This is a genomic window from Fusibacter bizertensis, assembly GCF_029914245.1.
In the GTDB taxonomy this organism is placed as follows: domain Bacteria; phylum Bacillota; class Clostridia; order Peptostreptococcales; family Acidaminobacteraceae; genus Fusibacter_C; species Fusibacter_C bizertensis.
The window spans coordinates 1-19,141 of sequence record NZ_JARYZI010000012.1 but is presented as its reverse complement, the minus strand read 5'-3'; the positions used below and the strand labels follow the sequence as shown (position 1 = coordinate 19,141).

The 19,141-nt window shown below is 33.5% G+C and carries 15 protein-coding genes; 13 read left to right on the top strand and 2 right to left on the bottom strand.

The genetic code is table 11. The features are described 5' to 3' along the window. From QE109_RS14740 to QE109_RS14715, 6 genes are all read left to right on the top strand, one after another. Positions 1 to 561: a PilN domain-containing protein gene (locus QE109_RS14740; protein ID WP_281095312.1), complete on the top strand. Its 561-nt coding sequence runs from the start codon at positions 1 to 3 to the stop codon at positions 559 to 561. After that, positions 551 to 1,744, top strand: a complete 1,194-nt coding sequence (locus QE109_RS14735) for a hypothetical protein (RefSeq protein WP_281095311.1) — start codon at positions 551 to 553, stop codon at positions 1,742 to 1,744. Before QE109_RS14740 ends, QE109_RS14735 begins: the two co-directional genes overlap by 11 nt. 8 nt (positions 1,745 to 1,752) lie before the next feature. Continuing rightward, complete coding sequence (locus QE109_RS14730) at positions 1,753 to 3,303, top strand: S-layer homology domain-containing protein (RefSeq protein ID WP_281095310.1); 1,551 nt, start codon at positions 1,753 to 1,755, stop codon at positions 3,301 to 3,303. Positions 3,304 to 3,409: 106 nt separating this feature from the next. Further along, entirely contained in the window at positions 3,410 to 4,066 is a 657-nt protein-coding gene (locus QE109_RS14725; RefSeq protein ID WP_281095309.1) for a prepilin peptidase, read from the top strand. Positions 4,067 to 4,094: 28 nt separating this feature from the next. Beyond that, entirely contained in the window at positions 4,095 to 5,159 is a 1,065-nt protein-coding gene (locus tag QE109_RS14720; protein ID WP_281095308.1) for an HD-GYP domain-containing protein, read from the top strand. Between the two features lie 17 nt (positions 5,160 to 5,176). Then, positions 5,177 to 7,954: a PAS domain-containing protein gene (locus QE109_RS14715; protein ID WP_281095307.1), complete on the top strand. Its 2,778-nt coding sequence runs from the start codon at positions 5,177 to 5,179 to the stop codon at positions 7,952 to 7,954. A 55-nt stretch (positions 7,955 to 8,009) separates the two neighbouring features. Here QE109_RS14715 and QE109_RS14710 read toward each other — a convergent pair whose 3' ends face one another. Next, positions 8,010 to 8,735 carry a Crp/Fnr family transcriptional regulator gene (locus QE109_RS14710; RefSeq protein WP_281095306.1) on the bottom strand — a complete coding sequence of 242 codons (726 nt, stop codon included), beginning with the start codon at positions 8,733 to 8,735 and terminating at the stop codon, positions 8,010 to 8,012. Between the two features lie 186 nt (positions 8,736 to 8,921). Between QE109_RS14710 and ric the strand changes: the two genes are divergently transcribed. Then, positions 8,922 to 9,605 carry an iron-sulfur cluster repair di-iron protein gene (gene ric, locus QE109_RS14705; RefSeq protein ID WP_281095305.1) on the top strand — a complete coding sequence of 228 codons (684 nt, stop codon included), beginning with the start codon at positions 8,922 to 8,924 and terminating at the stop codon, positions 9,603 to 9,605. Between the two features lie 14 nt (positions 9,606 to 9,619). After that, on the top strand, positions 9,620 to 10,804 hold the full coding sequence (locus tag QE109_RS14700; protein ID WP_281095304.1) for an anaerobic nitric oxide reductase flavorubredoxin: 1,185 nt from the start codon (positions 9,620 to 9,622) through the stop codon (positions 10,802 to 10,804). Positions 10,805 to 10,836: 32 nt separating this feature from the next. Here QE109_RS14700 and QE109_RS14695 read toward each other — a convergent pair whose 3' ends face one another. Then, a complete protein-coding gene (locus QE109_RS14695; protein ID WP_281095303.1) occupies positions 10,837 to 12,147 on the bottom strand; it encodes an MFS transporter in 1,311 nt (436 codons plus the stop codon). Between the two features lie 157 nt (positions 12,148 to 12,304). Between QE109_RS14695 and QE109_RS14690 the strand changes: the two genes are divergently transcribed. From QE109_RS14690 to QE109_RS14670, 5 genes are all read left to right on the top strand, one after another. Next, entirely contained in the window at positions 12,305 to 12,691 is a 387-nt protein-coding gene (locus QE109_RS14690) for a single-stranded DNA-binding protein (RefSeq protein WP_281095302.1), read from the top strand. A gap of 112 nt (positions 12,692 to 12,803) precedes the next feature. Next, positions 12,804 to 13,871 (top strand): HD-GYP domain-containing protein, encoded by a 1,068-nt coding sequence (locus QE109_RS14685; protein WP_281095301.1) that lies wholly within the window; start codon positions 12,804 to 12,806, stop codon positions 13,869 to 13,871. A gap of 141 nt (positions 13,872 to 14,012) precedes the next feature. Next, on the top strand, positions 14,013 to 15,983 hold the full coding sequence (locus QE109_RS14680; RefSeq protein ID WP_281095300.1) for a DNA gyrase/topoisomerase IV subunit B: 1,971 nt from the start codon (positions 14,013 to 14,015) through the stop codon (positions 15,981 to 15,983). Positions 15,984 to 16,004: 21 nt separating this feature from the next. After that, positions 16,005 to 18,197 carry a DNA gyrase/topoisomerase IV subunit A gene (locus QE109_RS14675; protein WP_281095299.1) on the top strand — a complete coding sequence of 731 codons (2,193 nt, stop codon included), beginning with the start codon at positions 16,005 to 16,007 and terminating at the stop codon, positions 18,195 to 18,197. A 44-nt stretch (positions 18,198 to 18,241) separates the two neighbouring features. Then, positions 18,242 to 18,616, top strand: coding sequence for a hypothetical protein (locus QE109_RS14670; protein WP_281095298.1), 375 nt, complete (start codon positions 18,242 to 18,244; stop codon positions 18,614 to 18,616). Positions 18,617 to 19,141: the final 525 nt, after the last annotated feature.

Here is a 19,141-nt window from a genome sequence, read left to right as displayed (position 1 = left end):
ATGAGAGATTTTAACTTTTTTGATCCCTATTTGAAGACACAGGCTAAACCCAATACAAATAGGATCGTACTAGTTGTACTAGGCGCTTTATTACTCGCATTAATGGTATATTATCAGTTTATGCTTATGAATAAAGCCAAAAATTTACAGACTGATATTGATGAAATTCAAATGTACATTCAATCTTCAGAAACTACTAATAAGCTAGTTATAGTGGAACAAAAGCAAAAAGAATTAGAAAGATTACAAGGGATTTATGCAAATGTCAGCATAGCAACATCTCAAATTGAACAAGCTGATAAGCTAGACGATATGTTGATTGAGCAGATTAATGCACAGTTACCAGAAAATGCATTTTTAAGTGAACTTAATATTAATCAAAGCTTGATAACGATAAGAGGCTATTCAATGGAATATCCTACAATCGCACAATTTGCATATAACTTAAGAGAAAGCGGTGGGCTGGGTAATATATTAATTCCTTCTATTAACGAAAATAATGGCAGCTTTGAATTTACAATCAATGCTACAGTTGGTATGGAGGTAAACGATGCGAATTAGTCGAAGAGATAAATATTTATTAATTTTGTTGGGCTTTGTTTTAGTGTTTGCACTGTATTATTTTCTTCTTATGCAGCCGCAAGAAAACAAAATTAAAGATTTGGAAGCAGATTACTCAAACTGGGTTTCGATGAAAGCTGATGTTGATATGAAGATCATATCAGAGCGGTCTATTGATCGAAATATTGAAGACTTAACAACGACTCTAAATCTAGCGACAAATGATTATTATGATCAAATTTCACAAGAAGATATGCTTGCAACGCTTTCTGGATACGCTGAAGGTTCACCTTTAAGTTTGACAGACATGACGTTTACAAGTGATATAAGTTTAACGCCAGGTACAGTTCAGTATAATGCAACTGTTGGGTTTAATGGAGACTATGATGCACTGCTTAGCTATATAAGAAGCGTCAGAAACAACGAGAAGAAGATCTTGGTAAAAGAAATTGCCATTTCTAACTCAATGTTAGATGGATTACAAGGTAAGCTTATGTTAGAATTCAATGCATTGCCTCAAGCTGCTGAATTTATAGCTGATTCAGGAAAGTTAGTTTCTGCTAAATTGAATACTAGAGATGTACTAGCAGGCCCATTTATACCATATGAATCATTTGAAGTTACTAAGGTTCAGGAACCAACTGATGTAATTATATATCCTGAGTATCCAACTGATCCAACGGAAGTTGATTATGAAAATTATCGTCCTAAAACTCAAATTCATGGATTTGAAGAGGGCGACAATTTCTTTGTAGCCAATACGACTGATATCAGTGGTACCGTTTCAAGAAGCAAAACTAAGATTGCAGGTGGCTATTCTGCAATGGTTGATTTTGATTTCAAAACAGGTAGAGAATACAGTGAAGCAAGTCTCGTATTTGATAAAAGTCCAATTATGCTTACTAAGCAAGTTGAATACCTAGGCTTGTGGGTTTATGCTTACGAAGCTTCTAATCATGCAATTGGAGTTGTTTTACTTGACTCAAAAGGAAAAGAATATAAACTTGAGCTTGTATCTGATGTGAGCTGGACACAGTGGCAGGAGTTAGAAGTTCTAATGCCTGTAGAAATCACATATCCATGTATGATTCAGAGAATATATGTAGAAGGTGTTGGCTATGATCAAAAACTAACTGGAAAATATCTATTTGACCAATTAGAAGTATCATATCCGTTGCAATAGGGGGGCGAATGAAAACTAAAATAGAGATCTTAAAAAAGACAAGTATACTGACGCTGATGTTGATTATGATTATGGTCAGCGCGGTAACAAATTTGAATTTCGCAGCGAATCCAGGCGAGTCAACTTTAGCTGAAGGAGAATCCTTTGGTACGTTGATGGGGACACTTGATGGGGACTTAGCTGGGCGTGCTGATCGTAACGCGGGGAAAGCTAATACCGCTAATCAGTCGATTCCCTCAAGTACATCATTAGTTACAAAGTACCAACTTAACAAGGATAGTTCAATGTTTCAAAATGCTTTTATAGCGGCGTATCGTGCAGCGTTTGAAATTGCCTATAATACAGGGTATCGGACTGTAAATATTGATGAATATTCATCTCCTTTTGAGATGGGGTATGATCATGGTTCGCAAGCTGGATCTGTACAAGGTCAATTATCAGCAATGATCGATTTTGTACAAGGAAAAACAGATGATTGGTCAAGAGCATATAACAACTATTTACGCGAAGGTAGTTTGAGTGCAAGGTATTTCTTAGATCGAGAAAGCATTGCTTATAAAAATTATTTTACATCCGGTTATCGTGAAGCCTTTATGAATAGTTATATTGAAACCTTCCAGATCAAAAACCTTGAAACAGAAGTTAGAAATAAAAATGCAAGATTGATTAGTATGAATGAAGATACACTATATTTTGATGAAGAGTACATTCACTTTTCTTTAGGTGTTTCTGAAAGTGAGATGCGAACACCGCTTTCGCTATATTTTCCTACAGCAACAGTATATCAGCCAACATATTTTGCAACATTTAAAACTCAAAATTCATTTAACTATGAAAATTCAAAATATACGCCTGTAAGTAGTAAGTATACAGTTTCGGTTATGAACGCAAGCGGAAGTGTTTTACTGAGAAAACCGATTACACTTACTTTTGAATATTATGGTTCTGAAAGAGCTGGGATTTATCAGTGGATTGGAAGCAAGTGGGTATATCAATTTACGACATTATCAGACCAAGAACTTTCAATTGAGATTCCTGCGGGCACTTATGGTGGTGGTGAATACGCGATCTTTATAGATGAGGATTATAAAACAGTTGATGATATCAATTTCAATTGGGCTTATAAGGAAATCTATACTTTGATGAGAAGAGACGTAATTTCAGATGATGAGATGTTTTCGCCTAATGCCAAAATAACACGTGCTGAACTAGCTACGTTTATGTATAATACTTTAGCGAATGTTGATCCTATGCGAACTTCAGTACCAACAATTAAAGATTCTTCAACACTTGGAACTGCAAAAAAAGCTGTTGAGTATATGGTTGGTAAAAGGTATTTAACCTTAGATAGCAGTTCGAATTTCAATCCAAATCAAACTGTATCATATCATGAAATCGAAAATATGCTGAGTAAGATGTTTTTAAGAAACATGTCCTGGAAAGAAGTTTCGAATAAGATGTTAATGGAAAAATTTGCAAGGTCACAAGGGGCTTCTGACATAAATGCAGCCATTACAAAAGCTGAAGTTGCATATATGATAACCGTATTTTTTAGATAATATTTAAAACATGCTTTTTTAGAACCAGAACTAGAATTAATATTAATATAAATATATATGAGAGGGGCGAGAGTAATCTTGACCCTCTTTTAGAATTTGAGGTTTAATGGACATGACAATTATACAATTATTAATAATCGTAACTTACGCTGTTATTTCAACGCCCATAATCGTTATGATATCGAGATATTTTTTGGAAGGTGAAGAAATTTTCATTAAAGAAGCGATAGGCATTGGTATGCTTTTATTGACAGTCGGTGCGCTAACGATTAGTTACTCCTATAACAGTATTCAAGATTTGATCATGATGTTGTTTATTGTAATTGTTGGTGTGATTGACTATCACACTAAAAGTATCGTTTCAGCGATGATGTATCTTGGTGGCATTTTATTTGTTATCCTCGCTTTTTCAAAGGGCATGTTATTAAAAGATGTGATCTTTGGTGGTATAAGTGGATTCGTCATATACGGGTTAATCTATTTTATTGCTAAAGCAATTTATAAAAAAGAAGCTTTTGGATTTGGTGACGTCATGTTCATGTGTGTGATAGGACTTTATTTAGGAGTCAAATTAACTTTGTTAGCTGCACTTTTAACATTTTATGTCGCTCTTATATGGATTTTGATTAGTAAAATTATTGGAAGTGTAGTTAAAAGACAGATGGAAATTGCTTTTGCACCTTTCATGTCAGTTTCCTGCATAATCACTGCACTATTTGGAGAAGAAATCATCAAGTTGTATATGACCCTTTTTATGGTATAATGACTATAATAAGTCATAGGAGGTCCTCTTGAGACTAAAAAGTTTAGAATATGTAGAAATTGGTGATATACTGGGCAAACCAGTTTATGATGATAAATGTCAATTACTTTTAGCAAAAGAAGTTAAGTTAACACTTAATTATATTGAGAGACTTAAAAAAGCAAATATTCAATGTATCTATATTGAAGATGAACTATCAGAAGGGTTAGAACCAACTAACGTCGTATCTGATGAACTAAAAATTAGGTCAGTTTCGGCCGTGAAGACTGTTTTTAAAGATATATCCGAACGCAAGGGCAATAACTACAATGTCAAAGATATCAATAGCATCAAAAATGTAGTAGATGAAATGATGCGTGTAATCTATGATAATCCTGAGACACTTTACCATATGACAGAGTTGATGGGTACTGATATGTACACATATAATCATAGTGCTGAAGTGGCTGTACTTTCTATGCTAGTTGCAAAAAGGATGAAGTTAAGCGAAAACTTTATTCAGAAAATTGGTGTTGGTGCGATCTTGCATGATATTGGAAAGATGCAAATCCCAGGTGAAGTATTAAATAAAGTTAATCCACTAGAAAAAGAGGAAGTAAAGTTAGTCAAAGAACATGTTCAGTTTGGCTACGATATGTTAAAGGATAACGATTTTATTTCTCCAATATCTCGTCAAATCGTTTTATTGCATCATGAAAAGCTCAATGGAGAAGGATACCCATATCATTTATCGGGTGATCAGATACCTATACATGTTAGAATTGTTACAATGTGCGATATTTTCAATGCGATTTCATCTAATCGCGCATATAAGGATAGACTAAATGCAGATGAAGCACTTGAGCTCATAAGAACTGAAGCGGTATATGAGCTTGATCGAGATATATATTATCACCTATTAAAAGTAGTGAATATTTATCCCGTAGGGACTCTTGTTCAACTTTCGACGGGGGATGTTGCAATAGTGATCAAAGAGAACGTTGATGCACAAACACGTCCTGTGGTACAAATTATTAGAGAGAAAAAGAGAGCAGAACAGTTAGACTTAATGGATTATTTAACTGTATTTATTACCAAAACAATCGAAATGTAATTTTAGTTGAGGTGTTTATGGCCATTTTCGTTTTTTTTATTAAGTTATCGGTAGCAATGTATATCCTTTATAAACTTATTGTAAAAGCAATCTTTGATAAGCGCGAGAAAAATGTGATGCTAATCTTAGTGATCTCTTTTATCGTAATGGTGGATTTACGTAATTTGTTCAATGGAACACTACCGCAAACTTTAACAAGCGAATTGGCTATTTTGTTTTTTTTGATATTCTTTTTATCAAGATTAATAGGCGATCGTTCGAGTTTGTCATCTTTTATGAGGAATTTTGTTGATGTAAAGACTCTTTTTGAGTCTGAGATAATTGAAAATTTGGAAGAGGGTGTTGCGCTTTTAAGGAGTGATACACTAGATGTTTTAGCTTCGAATAAAGCTTTTCAAGAAATTTTCGGAGCAAATTATTCATTTATCTCTCTTGCGGATATCTTAAGTGCTGTCTTAAGAGGAAATGATCAGTTTGAAATTACAGATTATAACAACCATAGAAAAACACTTCACTTCAGATTAAACGGATATGGCAGAAAATATGCTGTTCTCTATTTTAAAGATATAACAGAAGCATCATATAGTAAAAAATTAACCGATGATATGATTAATGAGATCATTTATAACTGGGAGAGTGCATCTAGCTTGGTTATGCTGAGAACTTTAACTGGTGAAATAGCTTATCTCAACGAGCCCATGTCTAATTTTTTACACAAATCTAGATTGAGTTTGCTCGACCAAGATTTCAGTACACTTTTTAATGATGAGACGGAAAAATTAAAGCATATATCAATTACGAAGAAACTAGTAGATGGTGAAATTGAATCATATAAGGGAATTTTAAGATACACTTATCCGCTACAGTCGGTAGGGTATTATAAATGTGAAGAGCAATTTATAACATATAAAGGAAAAAAACATATACTTACAACAGGTATAGACATTACTAAAGAGTATATCTTAGAAATGTTATTCAAATCATTTCAAACGATACATGTTGGTAATAACAACCTCAATCGTGCAACCTATGTTGTAGCAGATTTAATTCATTTTGATCTTTTGTTCAAAGAGAGATTATTAAACATTATTCCGCATCATATTTCTTCATTGAGTATGTTTATAAGCGGACTCTCAGAACAAGATCGTACTTACTTTAACGACATTATATTTGAGAAACAAGATTTTAGTTCCAAGATTATTTGCTATAGTGATTTGTTCTATTTTAGTGTTGAGGGATGTATTAGATCGTCGGGTGGACATTTGGTAGGGGTCATACTTCGATATATGAACCCGGAGATCATGACAAATAATCTCCCTGTGATTGGCACCATGATATTAAATCATATAAAAGAAGGCATCATAATCGTCAATAAAGAGGGAACTATTGAATATGCAAACGAAATGATGCAAAGGATACTAAACTATGAAGATGAAGTTTTAGTTGGCAAGGCAATTGTGGATATATCACTTGGACTTACGCAAGAGATGTTAGAAAGAAATATGGAGTTAACAAAAGCACACAGCTCATTGCATTTTGAGAGGATATATTTGACGCGTGAAGGCTACCGCGTTCCAGCGGAAGTTATAGCGATGAATATGGAACATATTGTAGCTGATAAAATGTTGCTGCTAATACGTGATATCAGTGAAAAGTTTATATATAAAAAGAGATTAGTAGATTCGCAATCGAGATACGCGCAAATTTTTGAGTCATTACAAGACAATGTGCTTGAAATTAGACTTCCAGATAAAAGTGTGAATTTTTTCAGAGAGTTTGACTCAGAAAAAGGATTAATTGGAATGGAGATTTCATTTTTACAGTGGCTTAATAGTATCTCGGATCAGGATCGATCAATTGTATATGAAGCGATTGATATTATAACGTCAGAGAAAAGCGACCATCATGTTTTTGAATATAGGTATTTTAAAAATAGTGGATGGGAGTGGTACAGAGCAACTGGTAAGTATATTGTATCTGAGGAAGGCGCATCGGTAATTATTATCAATCAAAATATCAGTGAGATTAAAAATGTTATAGAGAAACTCGAAGAAAGTAAAATCATCTTAGAAGAATCGGAAAAGATAGCCAATATGTCACATTGGAAATTTAGTGTGTCAAAAAACTTATTCTCTGTTTCAAGTACGTTTGGACCAATTTTCGCCCTAAAAAAAGAGATAGATGAAATCTATTATGATAATTTAGTTGGACTCATATATCCTTTAGATTCAGCTTATTTCGAGTATAAGTTTCGTCGTTTTATTTGGAATGGAGAAGCGCTAGATATTATAGTTAGATTTCATGCACATGGTAGAATTACATTTGTAAACATTATAGGGCAGGTATATTATGACGATGAAAATATGCCTGTGTATGCCATTGGCAGTATGGCAAATGTTTCAGAAAAGATGATTGCAAGACAAAGGTTTGAAGAATCAAGAATGTTACTTGAACACGTTGTTGAACAAGCGTCTTACGGTATCGTGGTTATAAGAAATAATGGTGTTATTGATAAGATCAACAAAGGGGCTGTTGAACTTTTGAAAATAGATATCTCGCAAAGTCAGTGTGAAACGGTAGAACTGTTAATTGCCCACTTGAAAAAAGAGTTTTACAACTATGAGGTAAATCAATTGGAAAAGTTAGCTGAAAAATATCAACCTAGTTATACTGAAAATTTGTCCTTTATCATTACGGATACATCTGATCAATACCACCTAAAAGTAACTTCAGCTAACATGCATGATGCTGACAATAGATTTATAGGCAAGATTATGAATATCGTAAAAGTATAAAAATTGGGTGCATAATGTAGACGGATATTACCACTTAATTGAACAAATGCTGAATTTAAGATGTTTTATCTAAATCAAAATACTCAAAATCAAGTAGACGAATTTTCTTTTGATCGATGAATGCTAATGCACCATCTTTTGAAAGTTGAGATAGTTTTCTGCTAATCGTTTCTCTTGTAACACCTACAAAATTTGCCATATCTTCCCTTGTGAGTGAAAGAGATAAGACATCGCCTTGATTGCCTGACTGCTTGTAAAGTTGCTGAATCAAAAACTTTAAACGTACATCAGCGTCATTTGAAGCAATAGCACCAACCAATTTTTCAAGTGAACTGATGCGTTCATATGCTGAAGTTAAAATCGCGAACATTAAGTCGGGATTTTCTTTTAAAAAAATATCAAAACGAGATTTAGGGATTGTACACAGGTACGTATCTGTAGCTGCAACTATATCGTAGATTGCAGCTTGGCTTTTTAAAAGTGCAAGTTCACCGATACTATCACCATCACTGAGAAGGTGGAGTATTTGTTCTTTGCCATCTTCCTGTAGACTAATTGCTTTTAGCATGCCTTTATTGACAATATAAAGTCTATCAAATAAGTCGCCATGACGTAAAACAATATCACCTTTTTTATAGTGCTTTCGTTCAATTAACGAGATAATTTCAAGTATATGTAGTTCATCAAGTGATGCAAATAAGCTTACTTTCTTAGCGCAAAGTGTGTGTCCACAAGTAGCACAGCCGTTTATTTGAAAGGATTCTGTAGCTTTTGGTGACATAATGGCCTCCTTAGATTAAAAACTAGTATTGATACAACATCATTATACCATAAGGACTAATCTTTAAATTATAAATTAAAACGCAAACTGTGAGGCAAATCACATGATGCGTTCTTTTTTTGCTTTAAAATAAGGTTATAAGAGAAATTTGGACTAAAATTAAGAATTAAATTAGGAGGTAGTTTTATGCAGGTTACTTATCAACACCTTTCTCAAAAGTCAATTGGGCAAGTTGTGACTGAACATCCAGAACTTGTTAAAGTGTTTATGGAATATGAAATAGATTTTTGTTGCGGTGGAGATCGCTCACTTGAAGAAGCAGTACGCCGTGATACAGACGAAATAGAGGCACTTAAAGAAGCGGTTACGGTGGCACTTGCTCACGCTTTTCAGGTACCTATGAACGGTAGAAACATTAAACTCTCCAGCCTCAGTGATGCTGAATTAATCGATAAAATCATCAACACGCATCATGCTTATTTAAGAGGCGTATTACCAGAAGTTTCAACATTACTCTTCAAACTATTAAACGTACATGGTACAGCTCATCCAGAACTATTTGAAGTACATCATATATTTGGGGGACTAAAAACTGAACTCGAAAGCCATATGATTAAGGAAGAAAAACAATTGTTCCCAGCACTACTTAATAAGCAAGATGGGTTAGCGGATTTAATTGGAGTACTTGAAGCAGAACACGATGGTGCTGGAGACGCACTGCATAAGCTAACAGAGATTACAGATCATTTCAAAGTGCCAAAAGATGGCTGCAAAACATATGAACTCGCGTATGCAAAACTAAAAGAATTAGTTGCTGATATGTACATGCACGTGCATACAGAAAATAACATTTTATTTAAAAGAGTATAAGAGAGGAGAACGTTATGTTTAAAATCAACGAGAGAATTACTTGGGTAGGAAAAATTGATTGGGATTTAAAAAAATTTCATGGCGAAGAGTATTCGACACATCGTGGCTCATCATACAATTCTTATTTGATTCAAGATGAAAAAGTAGCACTGATAGATACTGTTTGGCAACCATTTGATGAAGAGTTTGTGAAAAGGTTAAAGGAAGTCATCGATCTTAAGAAAATTGACTACATTATAGCCAATCATGCAGAGATAGATCATAGTGGTGGATTGCCTGAACTGTTAAAGGAAATCCCAAATGTGCCAATATACTGTACTGCCAATGGTGTAAAGTCTTTAAAAGGACACTATCATCAGGACTGGAATTTTCATGTGGTAAAAACTGGAGATACACTTGACTTAGGAGAAGGTAAACTTGTGTTTATAGAAGCTCCTATGCTACATTGGCCTGATAGTATGTTTGAGTATTACACAAAAGATGCAGTTTTATTTTCTAATGATGCATTTGGTCAGCATTATGCTTCTGAACTGATGTACAATGACCTGGTTGATCAAGCTGAACTAAAACAAGAAGCGATTAAATACTATGCCAATATCTTAACTCCTTTTAGTGCACTTGTTGGGAAAAAGATCGAAGAAGTACTTGGCTTTAAGCTACCAGTAAATATGATATGCCCATCACATGGCGTGATCTGGCGAGACAATCCCGTCCAGATCGTAGAGCAGTATGTCGATTGGGCTAACAACTATCAAGAACATCAAGTCACGCTGTTATACGATACCATGTGGGATGCAACCAAACATATGGCTGAAGCGATAGCAGAAGGCATTAAAAGTGTAGATCCAACGCTAAATATCAAACTGTTTAATGTATCAAAGATAGATAAAAACGATGTGATTACAGAAGTTTTTAAAGCTAAACTCGTGGTAGCTGGATCATCAACCATAAACAAAGGGATACTATCTGGGATGGCATCTATACTTGAAATTATGAAAGGTCTTAAATTCAAGCATAAAAAAGCTGCCGGATTTGGCAGCTATGGTTGGAGTGGTGAATCACCTAAACTTATGACTGAGGCACTTAAGCAATGTGGCCTTGAAGTTGTTGCAGAAGGACTTGGTGTTTTGTGGCGACCAGATGAAGAAGGAAGACAAGCTTGTTTTGATTATGGTGTTACGCTTGCTAAAAAACTATAGATATTAAGCTGCTGCTAATTATTGATATTTAATTAGTAGTAGCTTTTTTTTCTTTTGATTAAACTACCACTGATGATTAAAAATGCAAAGCAGCCAATAAATCTGAAGATACCAGTGATGATTAGAGAAGTTTCTAGAGAAGTAAAATTCATAATCCACACACCGATAATTGGTGTGATTGTCGCTGAAAGTGCAATGATTGTGTTGTAAATAGCGATGATAGTAGTTCTGTTTTGTGTTGGAGTAGTCTCGAGCAACAGGTTGAAAAGAACTAAAACTGTACCAGTAATTGAAAAGCCAATGACGATGTTGAATAAAACTAACATAGCTAAAGAATCGCTAAGGACATATAAGAAAGGGGTGATACTCATACCGAAAGTGGCTATAAATGCAGTAAGTGTATAACCATATCTATCAGCGAATTTAGCCCAACGCGTTGCAGTGAGAATAGAAGCAAGACCGCCTGCGATAGAAAGTGCACTTAACCAGGCTTCAGTAGCACCGAGTTTTGTAATGGTATAGATGTTAAATAGAGGCCATCCCATTTGCCATCCAAAATGAAACAAAATTGATGCAAGCATAAATTTTTTGAAATTTTTATTTTGAATAATAAACTGCAGGCTTTCTTTTAATGTTTTTTTTATTGCTGAAAAGTTAATAGACTTTGTGCCTTTTTTTTCTTTTTTAAATGTAATAAGCAAACGCAGAGGTTCTTCAGAAAATTTGTTAAAAGTATATACTTCAACTAACCCAACAACAAAGGAAACGATAAAGAAAAATTGATACATTTTTATGATATTATTAGAATCTTTGGGAATAGATAATAAAATTCCAGACGAGAAAGTAATGATCAAACGGAACATATCAGAAAATTTATTTCTTAAACTCATTGCTTGTCCACGTTCTGATGGCGAAAAGATATCAGCAATACTCGATTGATAACCCATCGTATAAATTGAACCTGGTAAGTTCATAATAGCGATTAAGATTATAAAAAGCCATGGTTGGGATACGGTTTTTACAAGTGGAACAAAAGCAATTAACAAGTAAAATATTTTATGAAAAAGCATCAATAAAGCTGTGTTTTTTTGCTTGTTACCTAAAACATCTAAAAAAATTGCACCAGGAATGAGAGCAAATAAACTAAAAAAAGCAGGTAATGAATTCAGTGATGCAATCTGATAGGCATTTGCACCTAAGCGCTCTGCAAATTTGGCAAAATAAGGATTTACTAGGTTCACAGAAATAGCAAGTGCAATACCGTTGAAAATATTTATTTTAAATTTAGGATCCATTGGTGAATTTGACCGAATGTGAATACGATTAATAAATTTTGGCCACATAGATGACATTCTCCTAATGCTTCGACTTTCGAAATACATATTCATTATAATGCATCTTAAGATGAAAACAAGTGGTTTGAATTATTAAATTATTGACAATATGGTAAAAAATGGATAAACTATAATTGTAAAAATATCCCAAATTTAAGGAGGCGTTATGAATCAAGTGAGTTTAGTAGGTAGAATGGTGCAAACACCTGAACTAAAAGTATTACAAGATGGGAATTGTGTCACTAAATTTAGCATTGCAATTGATCGCTATTATGCAAATTCACAAAAAGAAGAAAAAAAGAATGAAGGAAAAGCAACGGCTGATTTTCCACGTGTAATCGTTTGGGGAAAGCAAGCAGAAAACTGCTGCAAGTATCTTTTAAAGGGGGCGATGGTAAGTGTTGCAGGAAGAGTTGCGACGTCGGTGTTTGAAAACACTGATGGTGAGAATGTATACTTAACAGAAATTGTTGGTGAAAGGGTCCATTTTTTAGAGCCAGTTAACTCAGAATTTAGAAAACATACTATGTCACAAGAAGAAATTGAATCGTAAAGTGGCGCTGAATTGTTTCCTTTGTTAAAATAGTATAAATATTTGTGCTGGAGTTTTTGGCTGTAAAATATTATAATATTTTTGTAAGATAAAATAATTCAAAGGTGACTAGATGGCAAAGCTAAGAGTTTCAGAGGTTGAACCAGGCATGATATTGCTTGATGACGTGTTTGACGAAAACGATATACTGCTCATTGGTGCAGATACAGAGCTATCAGATAATCATATTGATTTTTTAAAAAGAAAAATGATATTTGAAGTTAATATCTCATCAAAGGGGAATTCAGAAGAAATTCAAAACTCTGAAAAAAGTGCTTATCGTATTCCAAAAGAAGCACCTAGTGATGTTGAAGAAAAATATAGATCAACTGTGGTTAAGTTTAAGTCGATTTACACTGAATTTAGACTTGGAAGAGTTCCTATCTATCAAGAGATAGATGATGCTTTAGAACCACTGTATGAAGCGATTCTTAATGATGATCACTTTACCAGAAAAATGTGGCAAATTCATGCGTATGACGATTACACATTTGATCATTCTGTTAGAGTTTCCATGATTTCTGGCTTAATTGCAAAATGGTGTGGTCTAGATGATGTAAAGATTAAAGAAGCAGCTTTAGCAGGCTTGCTCCATGATATTGGAAAATGTAATATTCCAGATCAGATTTTAAATAAACCTACTACTTTAACAGCTGAAGAGTTTAAAGTTATGAAGACGCATGCAATACTTGGTTATATTTTAATTAAAGATATTCCAAATATTTCGTATGACGTACTTCAAGGTGTGATGCAACACCATGAGCGTGTGGATGGTTCTGGATATCCAAACGGATTGAAAGGAAATGAGATTAATTATTTAGCTAAGATAGTTGCAGTAGCAGATGTATATTGTGCAATGACACAAGACAGAGTTTATAAAAAGGCAATGCATCCATTTGAAGCAATAAGTTATATCTTAGAAAAATGCCATAAATCCTTAGATTTTTCAATGTCTAAAACGTTTTTATCAAATATTTCTCATTTTTATATAGGACATAAAGTAATTTTAAACAACGAGCAGCACGGCGAAATCATTATGACATATAAAGATGATCCTGCAAGACCGCTTGTAAGAGTGGGTGAGGATTATATAGATTTAAGGCGACATATTGATATCGAAATTGTGACTATGATTGAATAATATAAAACCAGCGTTGATGCCATTTTGGTGTTAGCGACTGGTTTTTTTTGAGCAAGAACGTACGTTCCGATGAAAGTCCTTGCACAAATATAGGTAAGTTTGATATTATAAAGAATGATAGATAACTTAAAGAGGTGACAAATGAGTAAAACCAATTACAATAATGAAAGTATTACGTCCTTAAAAGGTGCTGATAGGGTAAGAAAAAGACCATCGGTAATTTTTGGATCTGATGGACTTGAAGGCTGTCAACACTCTTTTTTCGAGATATTATCGAATTCAATTGATGAAGCACGAGGCGGTTTTGGTAAAGAAATAACAGTAATTAGGCATAAAGATTTATCAATTTCTGTTATTGATCAAGCGCGCGGTATTCCAGTTGATTATAATAGCAAAGAGGAAAAATACAACTGGGAGTTAGTTTTTACTGAACTTTATGCTGGAGGTAAATATAATAACAATGATTCTTCAGTATACGAGTTTAGTTTGGGACTAAATGGTCTGGGATTATGCGCGACTCAATATAGTTCTGAGTATATGGATGTAATTATTCATAGAGATGGATTTGAATATGAATTACATTTCTTGAAAGGCGAGATTGCTGAAGGTGGCTTTAAAAAAACACCAGCAAAGTATAAAAGCACTGGTTCACAAATAAGATGGAGACCAGATCTCGATGTTTTTAAAGACATAGATATTCCAATTGAATATTTTCAAGATATTATGAAAAAGCAGTCAATTGTAAATCCTGGTATAAATTTTGTTTTGAAAGATGAGTTTTCTGAACTAACTTTTGAGTTTATGTACGAACGCGGGATAGAAGACTATGTCTCTGAAATTGGAGCGGAAAAGAATTTTACAAGTGTTGTATACTTTGAAGATGAAGGCAGAGGTCGTGATCGTGATGATATGCCTGAGTATAAAGCAAAAGCCCAAGTTGCTTTTGCATTTAATAACGAAGTAAATACACTTGAGTATTTTCATAACTCAAGTTACCTTGAACACGGTGGTTCTCCTGATAAAGCAGTTAAAAATGCTTTTGTATATGAACTAGACAAATTTATCAAGCAATTAAATAAATACACCAAAAACGAGAAAAAGATTTCATTTATTGATATTCAAGATAGTTTGATTTTAGTTACAACGAGTTTCTCAACGATAACTAGCTATGAAAATCAAACCAAGAAATCAATCACTAATAAATTTGTACAAGAGTTTATTACCGATATGATCAAAAAAAACCTTGAAATATATTTTATTGAAAACAAAGAACATGCTGAGAAGATAGCAGAACAAGTATTAATCAACAAGAGGTCGCGCGAGAAGGCTGAAACGACGCGGTTAAATCTGAAAAAGACATTGAGTTCTAAGATAGATGTAACGAATCGTGTGAAAAAATTTGTTGACTGTCGCACCAAAGACACGAATAGACGAGAAGTCTATATTCTAGAAGGGGATTCAGCCCTAGGTTCATGTAAACTTGCTAGAGATAGTGAGTTTCAAGCTTTAATGCCAATCAGAGGAAAGATATTAAATTGTTTGAAAGCAGATTATGAGAAGATCTTTCAGTCTGATATCATTATTGATTTAATAAAAGTTTTAGGGTGTGGCGTAGAAATAAAAACGCGTCATAATAAAGATCTAGATACCTTTAGTTATGAAAATCTAAAATGGGATAAAATTATAATATGTACGGATGCTGATGTCGATGGTTATCAGATAAGGACACTGGTTTTAACAATGATTTATAGACTGATTCCTACTTTGATTGAAAGAGGAAATGTATTTATTGCTGAATCGCCATTGTTTGAAATTGCACATGATGGAAAGACTTTTTTTGCATATAATGAGAAAGAGAAGAATGATTATGTCAAAAAGCTTAACAAGAAATACTCAATTCAACGTTCAAAAGGTCTTGGTGAAAATGATCCAGACATGATGTGGTTAACGACTATGAGTCCTGATACGAGAAGATTAATCCGCGTTACACCAAGTGATATTATAGAGACGCAACATATGTTTGATGTGCTTTTAGGTGATGACTTAGATGGCAGAAAAGAGTTTATTGAAGATCATGGAGAACAATATTTAGAAATGCTCGACTTAAGCTAATTCATAGAATAGAGGTGCAAAATGAAGAAACTACATTATACAGATCAAGTGATCGTCGAAACGCTTGAGAAGAACTACATGCCTTATGCTATGAGTGTAATTGTTTCAAGAGCGATACCTGAGATTGATGGCTTTAAACCTTCTCATAGAAAAATTCTTTATACAATGTATAAAATGAAATTACTAAAAGGTAATCGAACGAAATCAGCAAATGTCGTTGGACAAACTATGAAATTAAATCCACATGGTGATCAAGCGATTTATGCAACATTAGTTAGACTCGCAAAAGGCAATGAATCATTATTACTTCCATTTATCGATTCAAAAGGAAACTTTGGTAAGGTTACTTCTAGAGATATGAAATTTGCAGCACCTAGATATACCGAAGTCAAACTTGACGCGATATGTGAAGAAATATTTGGTGATATAGATAAAAACACAGTAGATTTTGTTGACAACTATGATGGTACAATGGAAGAACCAATGTTATTGCCTACAACTTTTCCTAATATATTGGCAAACCCAAACAAGGGAATCGCAGTAGGAATGGCAAGCAACTTTCCTAGTTTTAATCTAAAGGAGCTCTGTGAAGCGACAATCGCGTTTATTCAAAATCCTGGAGCTGAAATAATCGATATCATGCCTGCACCTGATTTTTCAACAGGTGGAGAATTAATTTATAGCAAATCGGATATGCATAAAATTTATGATTCAGGTTTGGGATCTTTTAAAATAAGGGGGAAGGTTCAGTATCTTAAAAGTGAAAATATGCTTGAAATTACTGAAATTCCTTATACAACGACGGTAGAACAGATCATTGAAAAAGTAGTTGAACTGATCAAGGCTGGTAGAATAAAAGAGATAAATGATATTCGTGATGAAACAGATTTAAAAGGTCTTAAAATTGCAATTGATCTTAAACGAGGGACTGACTATGAGAAGTTAATCGCTAAGTTGTTTAAATTTACAACGCTAGAAGATAGCTTTTCATGTAATATGAATCTTCTTATTTCAGGTAGACCGATGGTATTAGGTGTAAAAGGCATTCTAATGGAATGGTTAATGTTCAGGCGTAACTGTATCAAAAGAGGTGCCCTTTATGATATTGATAAGATAAACGAGAAACTTCATTTGCTTTACGGTTTGAAGAAAGTCTTGTTAGATATTGATGCTGCAATCAAGATTATCAGGGAAACAGAACAAGATAAACTCGTTATTCCCAACCTGATGACAGCGTTTAGTATCGATGAAATACAAGCTAATTTTGTTGCGGATATTAGACTTCGTAGTCTGAATAAAGAATATATTCTTAATAGAGTAAGCGAAATTGAAGGACTAGAAGCCGAAATGAAAAGATTAATGGATCTAGTCAATAATGATAAAAAAATTGACAAAGTTATCATCAAAGAACTTCAAGGTATAATCAAGAAATTTGGTATACCAAGAAAGACAAATCTTGTTTCTGAACTCGATGTTGTACAGCATGTTCCAGAGGAACATATTGAAGATTATAATTTAAAAGTATTTTTCACGGCTCACAATTACTTGAAGAAAGTTTCTTTGGTTTCATGGAGATCAAGTGGTGATCACAAGATGAAAGAAGAAGATGAGATTCTACAAGAAATAGATGGGTCCAATAAAGATGAAATTATATTTTTTACAAATCAACACAATGCTTATAAAATGAAACTTCATGAAATAGAAGATCATAAAGTTAGTAATTTAGGTGTATACTTACCAAATATTTTAGGTCTTGAGACCAATGAAGAAGTCTTATATTGTGTAGTAACAAATGACTTTGCTGGTTTTATGATATTTGGATTTGAAAATGGTAAAGTTGCAAGAGTGCCTCTTGAAGCCTACAAGACTAAAACCAATAGAAAAAAACTGGTTAAAGCGTACTCAGATGAATCTAAAGTTGTAAAGATTATGTATTTTTCTGAGGAAAGTGATATAACAGCAATCCGTGAATCAAGCAAAGAAATCCGTGCAATTGTATTTAATACTAGTGTTATAACTGAAAAAGTAACGAAAAATACTAAAGGGATACAAACTTTTAGGTTGAAAAAAGGCTCAACAATGACGGCAATGTTTCAAACTGAACTACATCCATTTGAAAATATTGAAAGATTCCGCGTAACTGATATACCAAAATCTGGAGAAGAAATTGATCCTCTAGAAAAATTAACTATAAATAAGTGGATTAAGTTTTAAATTTAAAGGGTATAACATAAAATGTCTTTCTAAGGAGGTCGGGTATGTGTAATGTTAGTGAACGTACAAAAAAAGCTTTTCGCTATACTATTATGGCTTTAGCAATTGGGCTTATCGTAAAAGCAAGTTATGAACTCAAGTACCTAGATGTAGCAACTGGAATTTGTAGATTAGAAACGAGTAGAAAAGGTCAAATACAACGTATTTCTATGAAAAGCTTGTCATTTGTCGGTTATACCGATAGTGAAGATGCTTTTATATTAAGGATGCAAGAGATGGGCTGGCATTTTCTGAAACACTACGGTAGAGGTATGATCTTTGAAAAAGATGGATATGAAATCCTCATAACAAAACGAAATTACTTCAATCGCTACTTAGTGTTTGAAGTAACAACTCGAGAAATCTTTGATTTGATTTAAATCTACACCATATCCTTTGATGGCAATGATTAGTTGATGTATATATATCAGCAATTAGCTATCTACGATGGATAACGGTTGAAGCTAGAAGTGAATATAATTATTAGCTATATAATGTAGGAACTTTACAATGATTAATTTAAGGAACTCAAAAAATGAGTTCCTTTTTTTACAGAAGAATTCGTCTGAAAATTACGAATACATTTTCTTTTTAGATGTTGAAATTTCTTGCTAAAAGTTGTTGACACTAACTAATGGAGATGTTATTATTATCAAGTCGCTTCACAACAGTAAAACAAATGTTAAATGTTGCGGCAACAATGTAAAAAGCAAATTAAAAAAAACAAAGTTTTCTATTGACAATGAATTTTAAGTTTGCTATAATCAAATAGCTGTCGGCGTTGTAAACGCTAAGTTTTAAAACTTATAACTTTACAACAAAGAGGTGAAACAGGACCTTGAAAATTGAATAGCGCAAATGAAAAAAACCAAAAACGTAATTCTTTTGAAGATGTCGATTTAAAG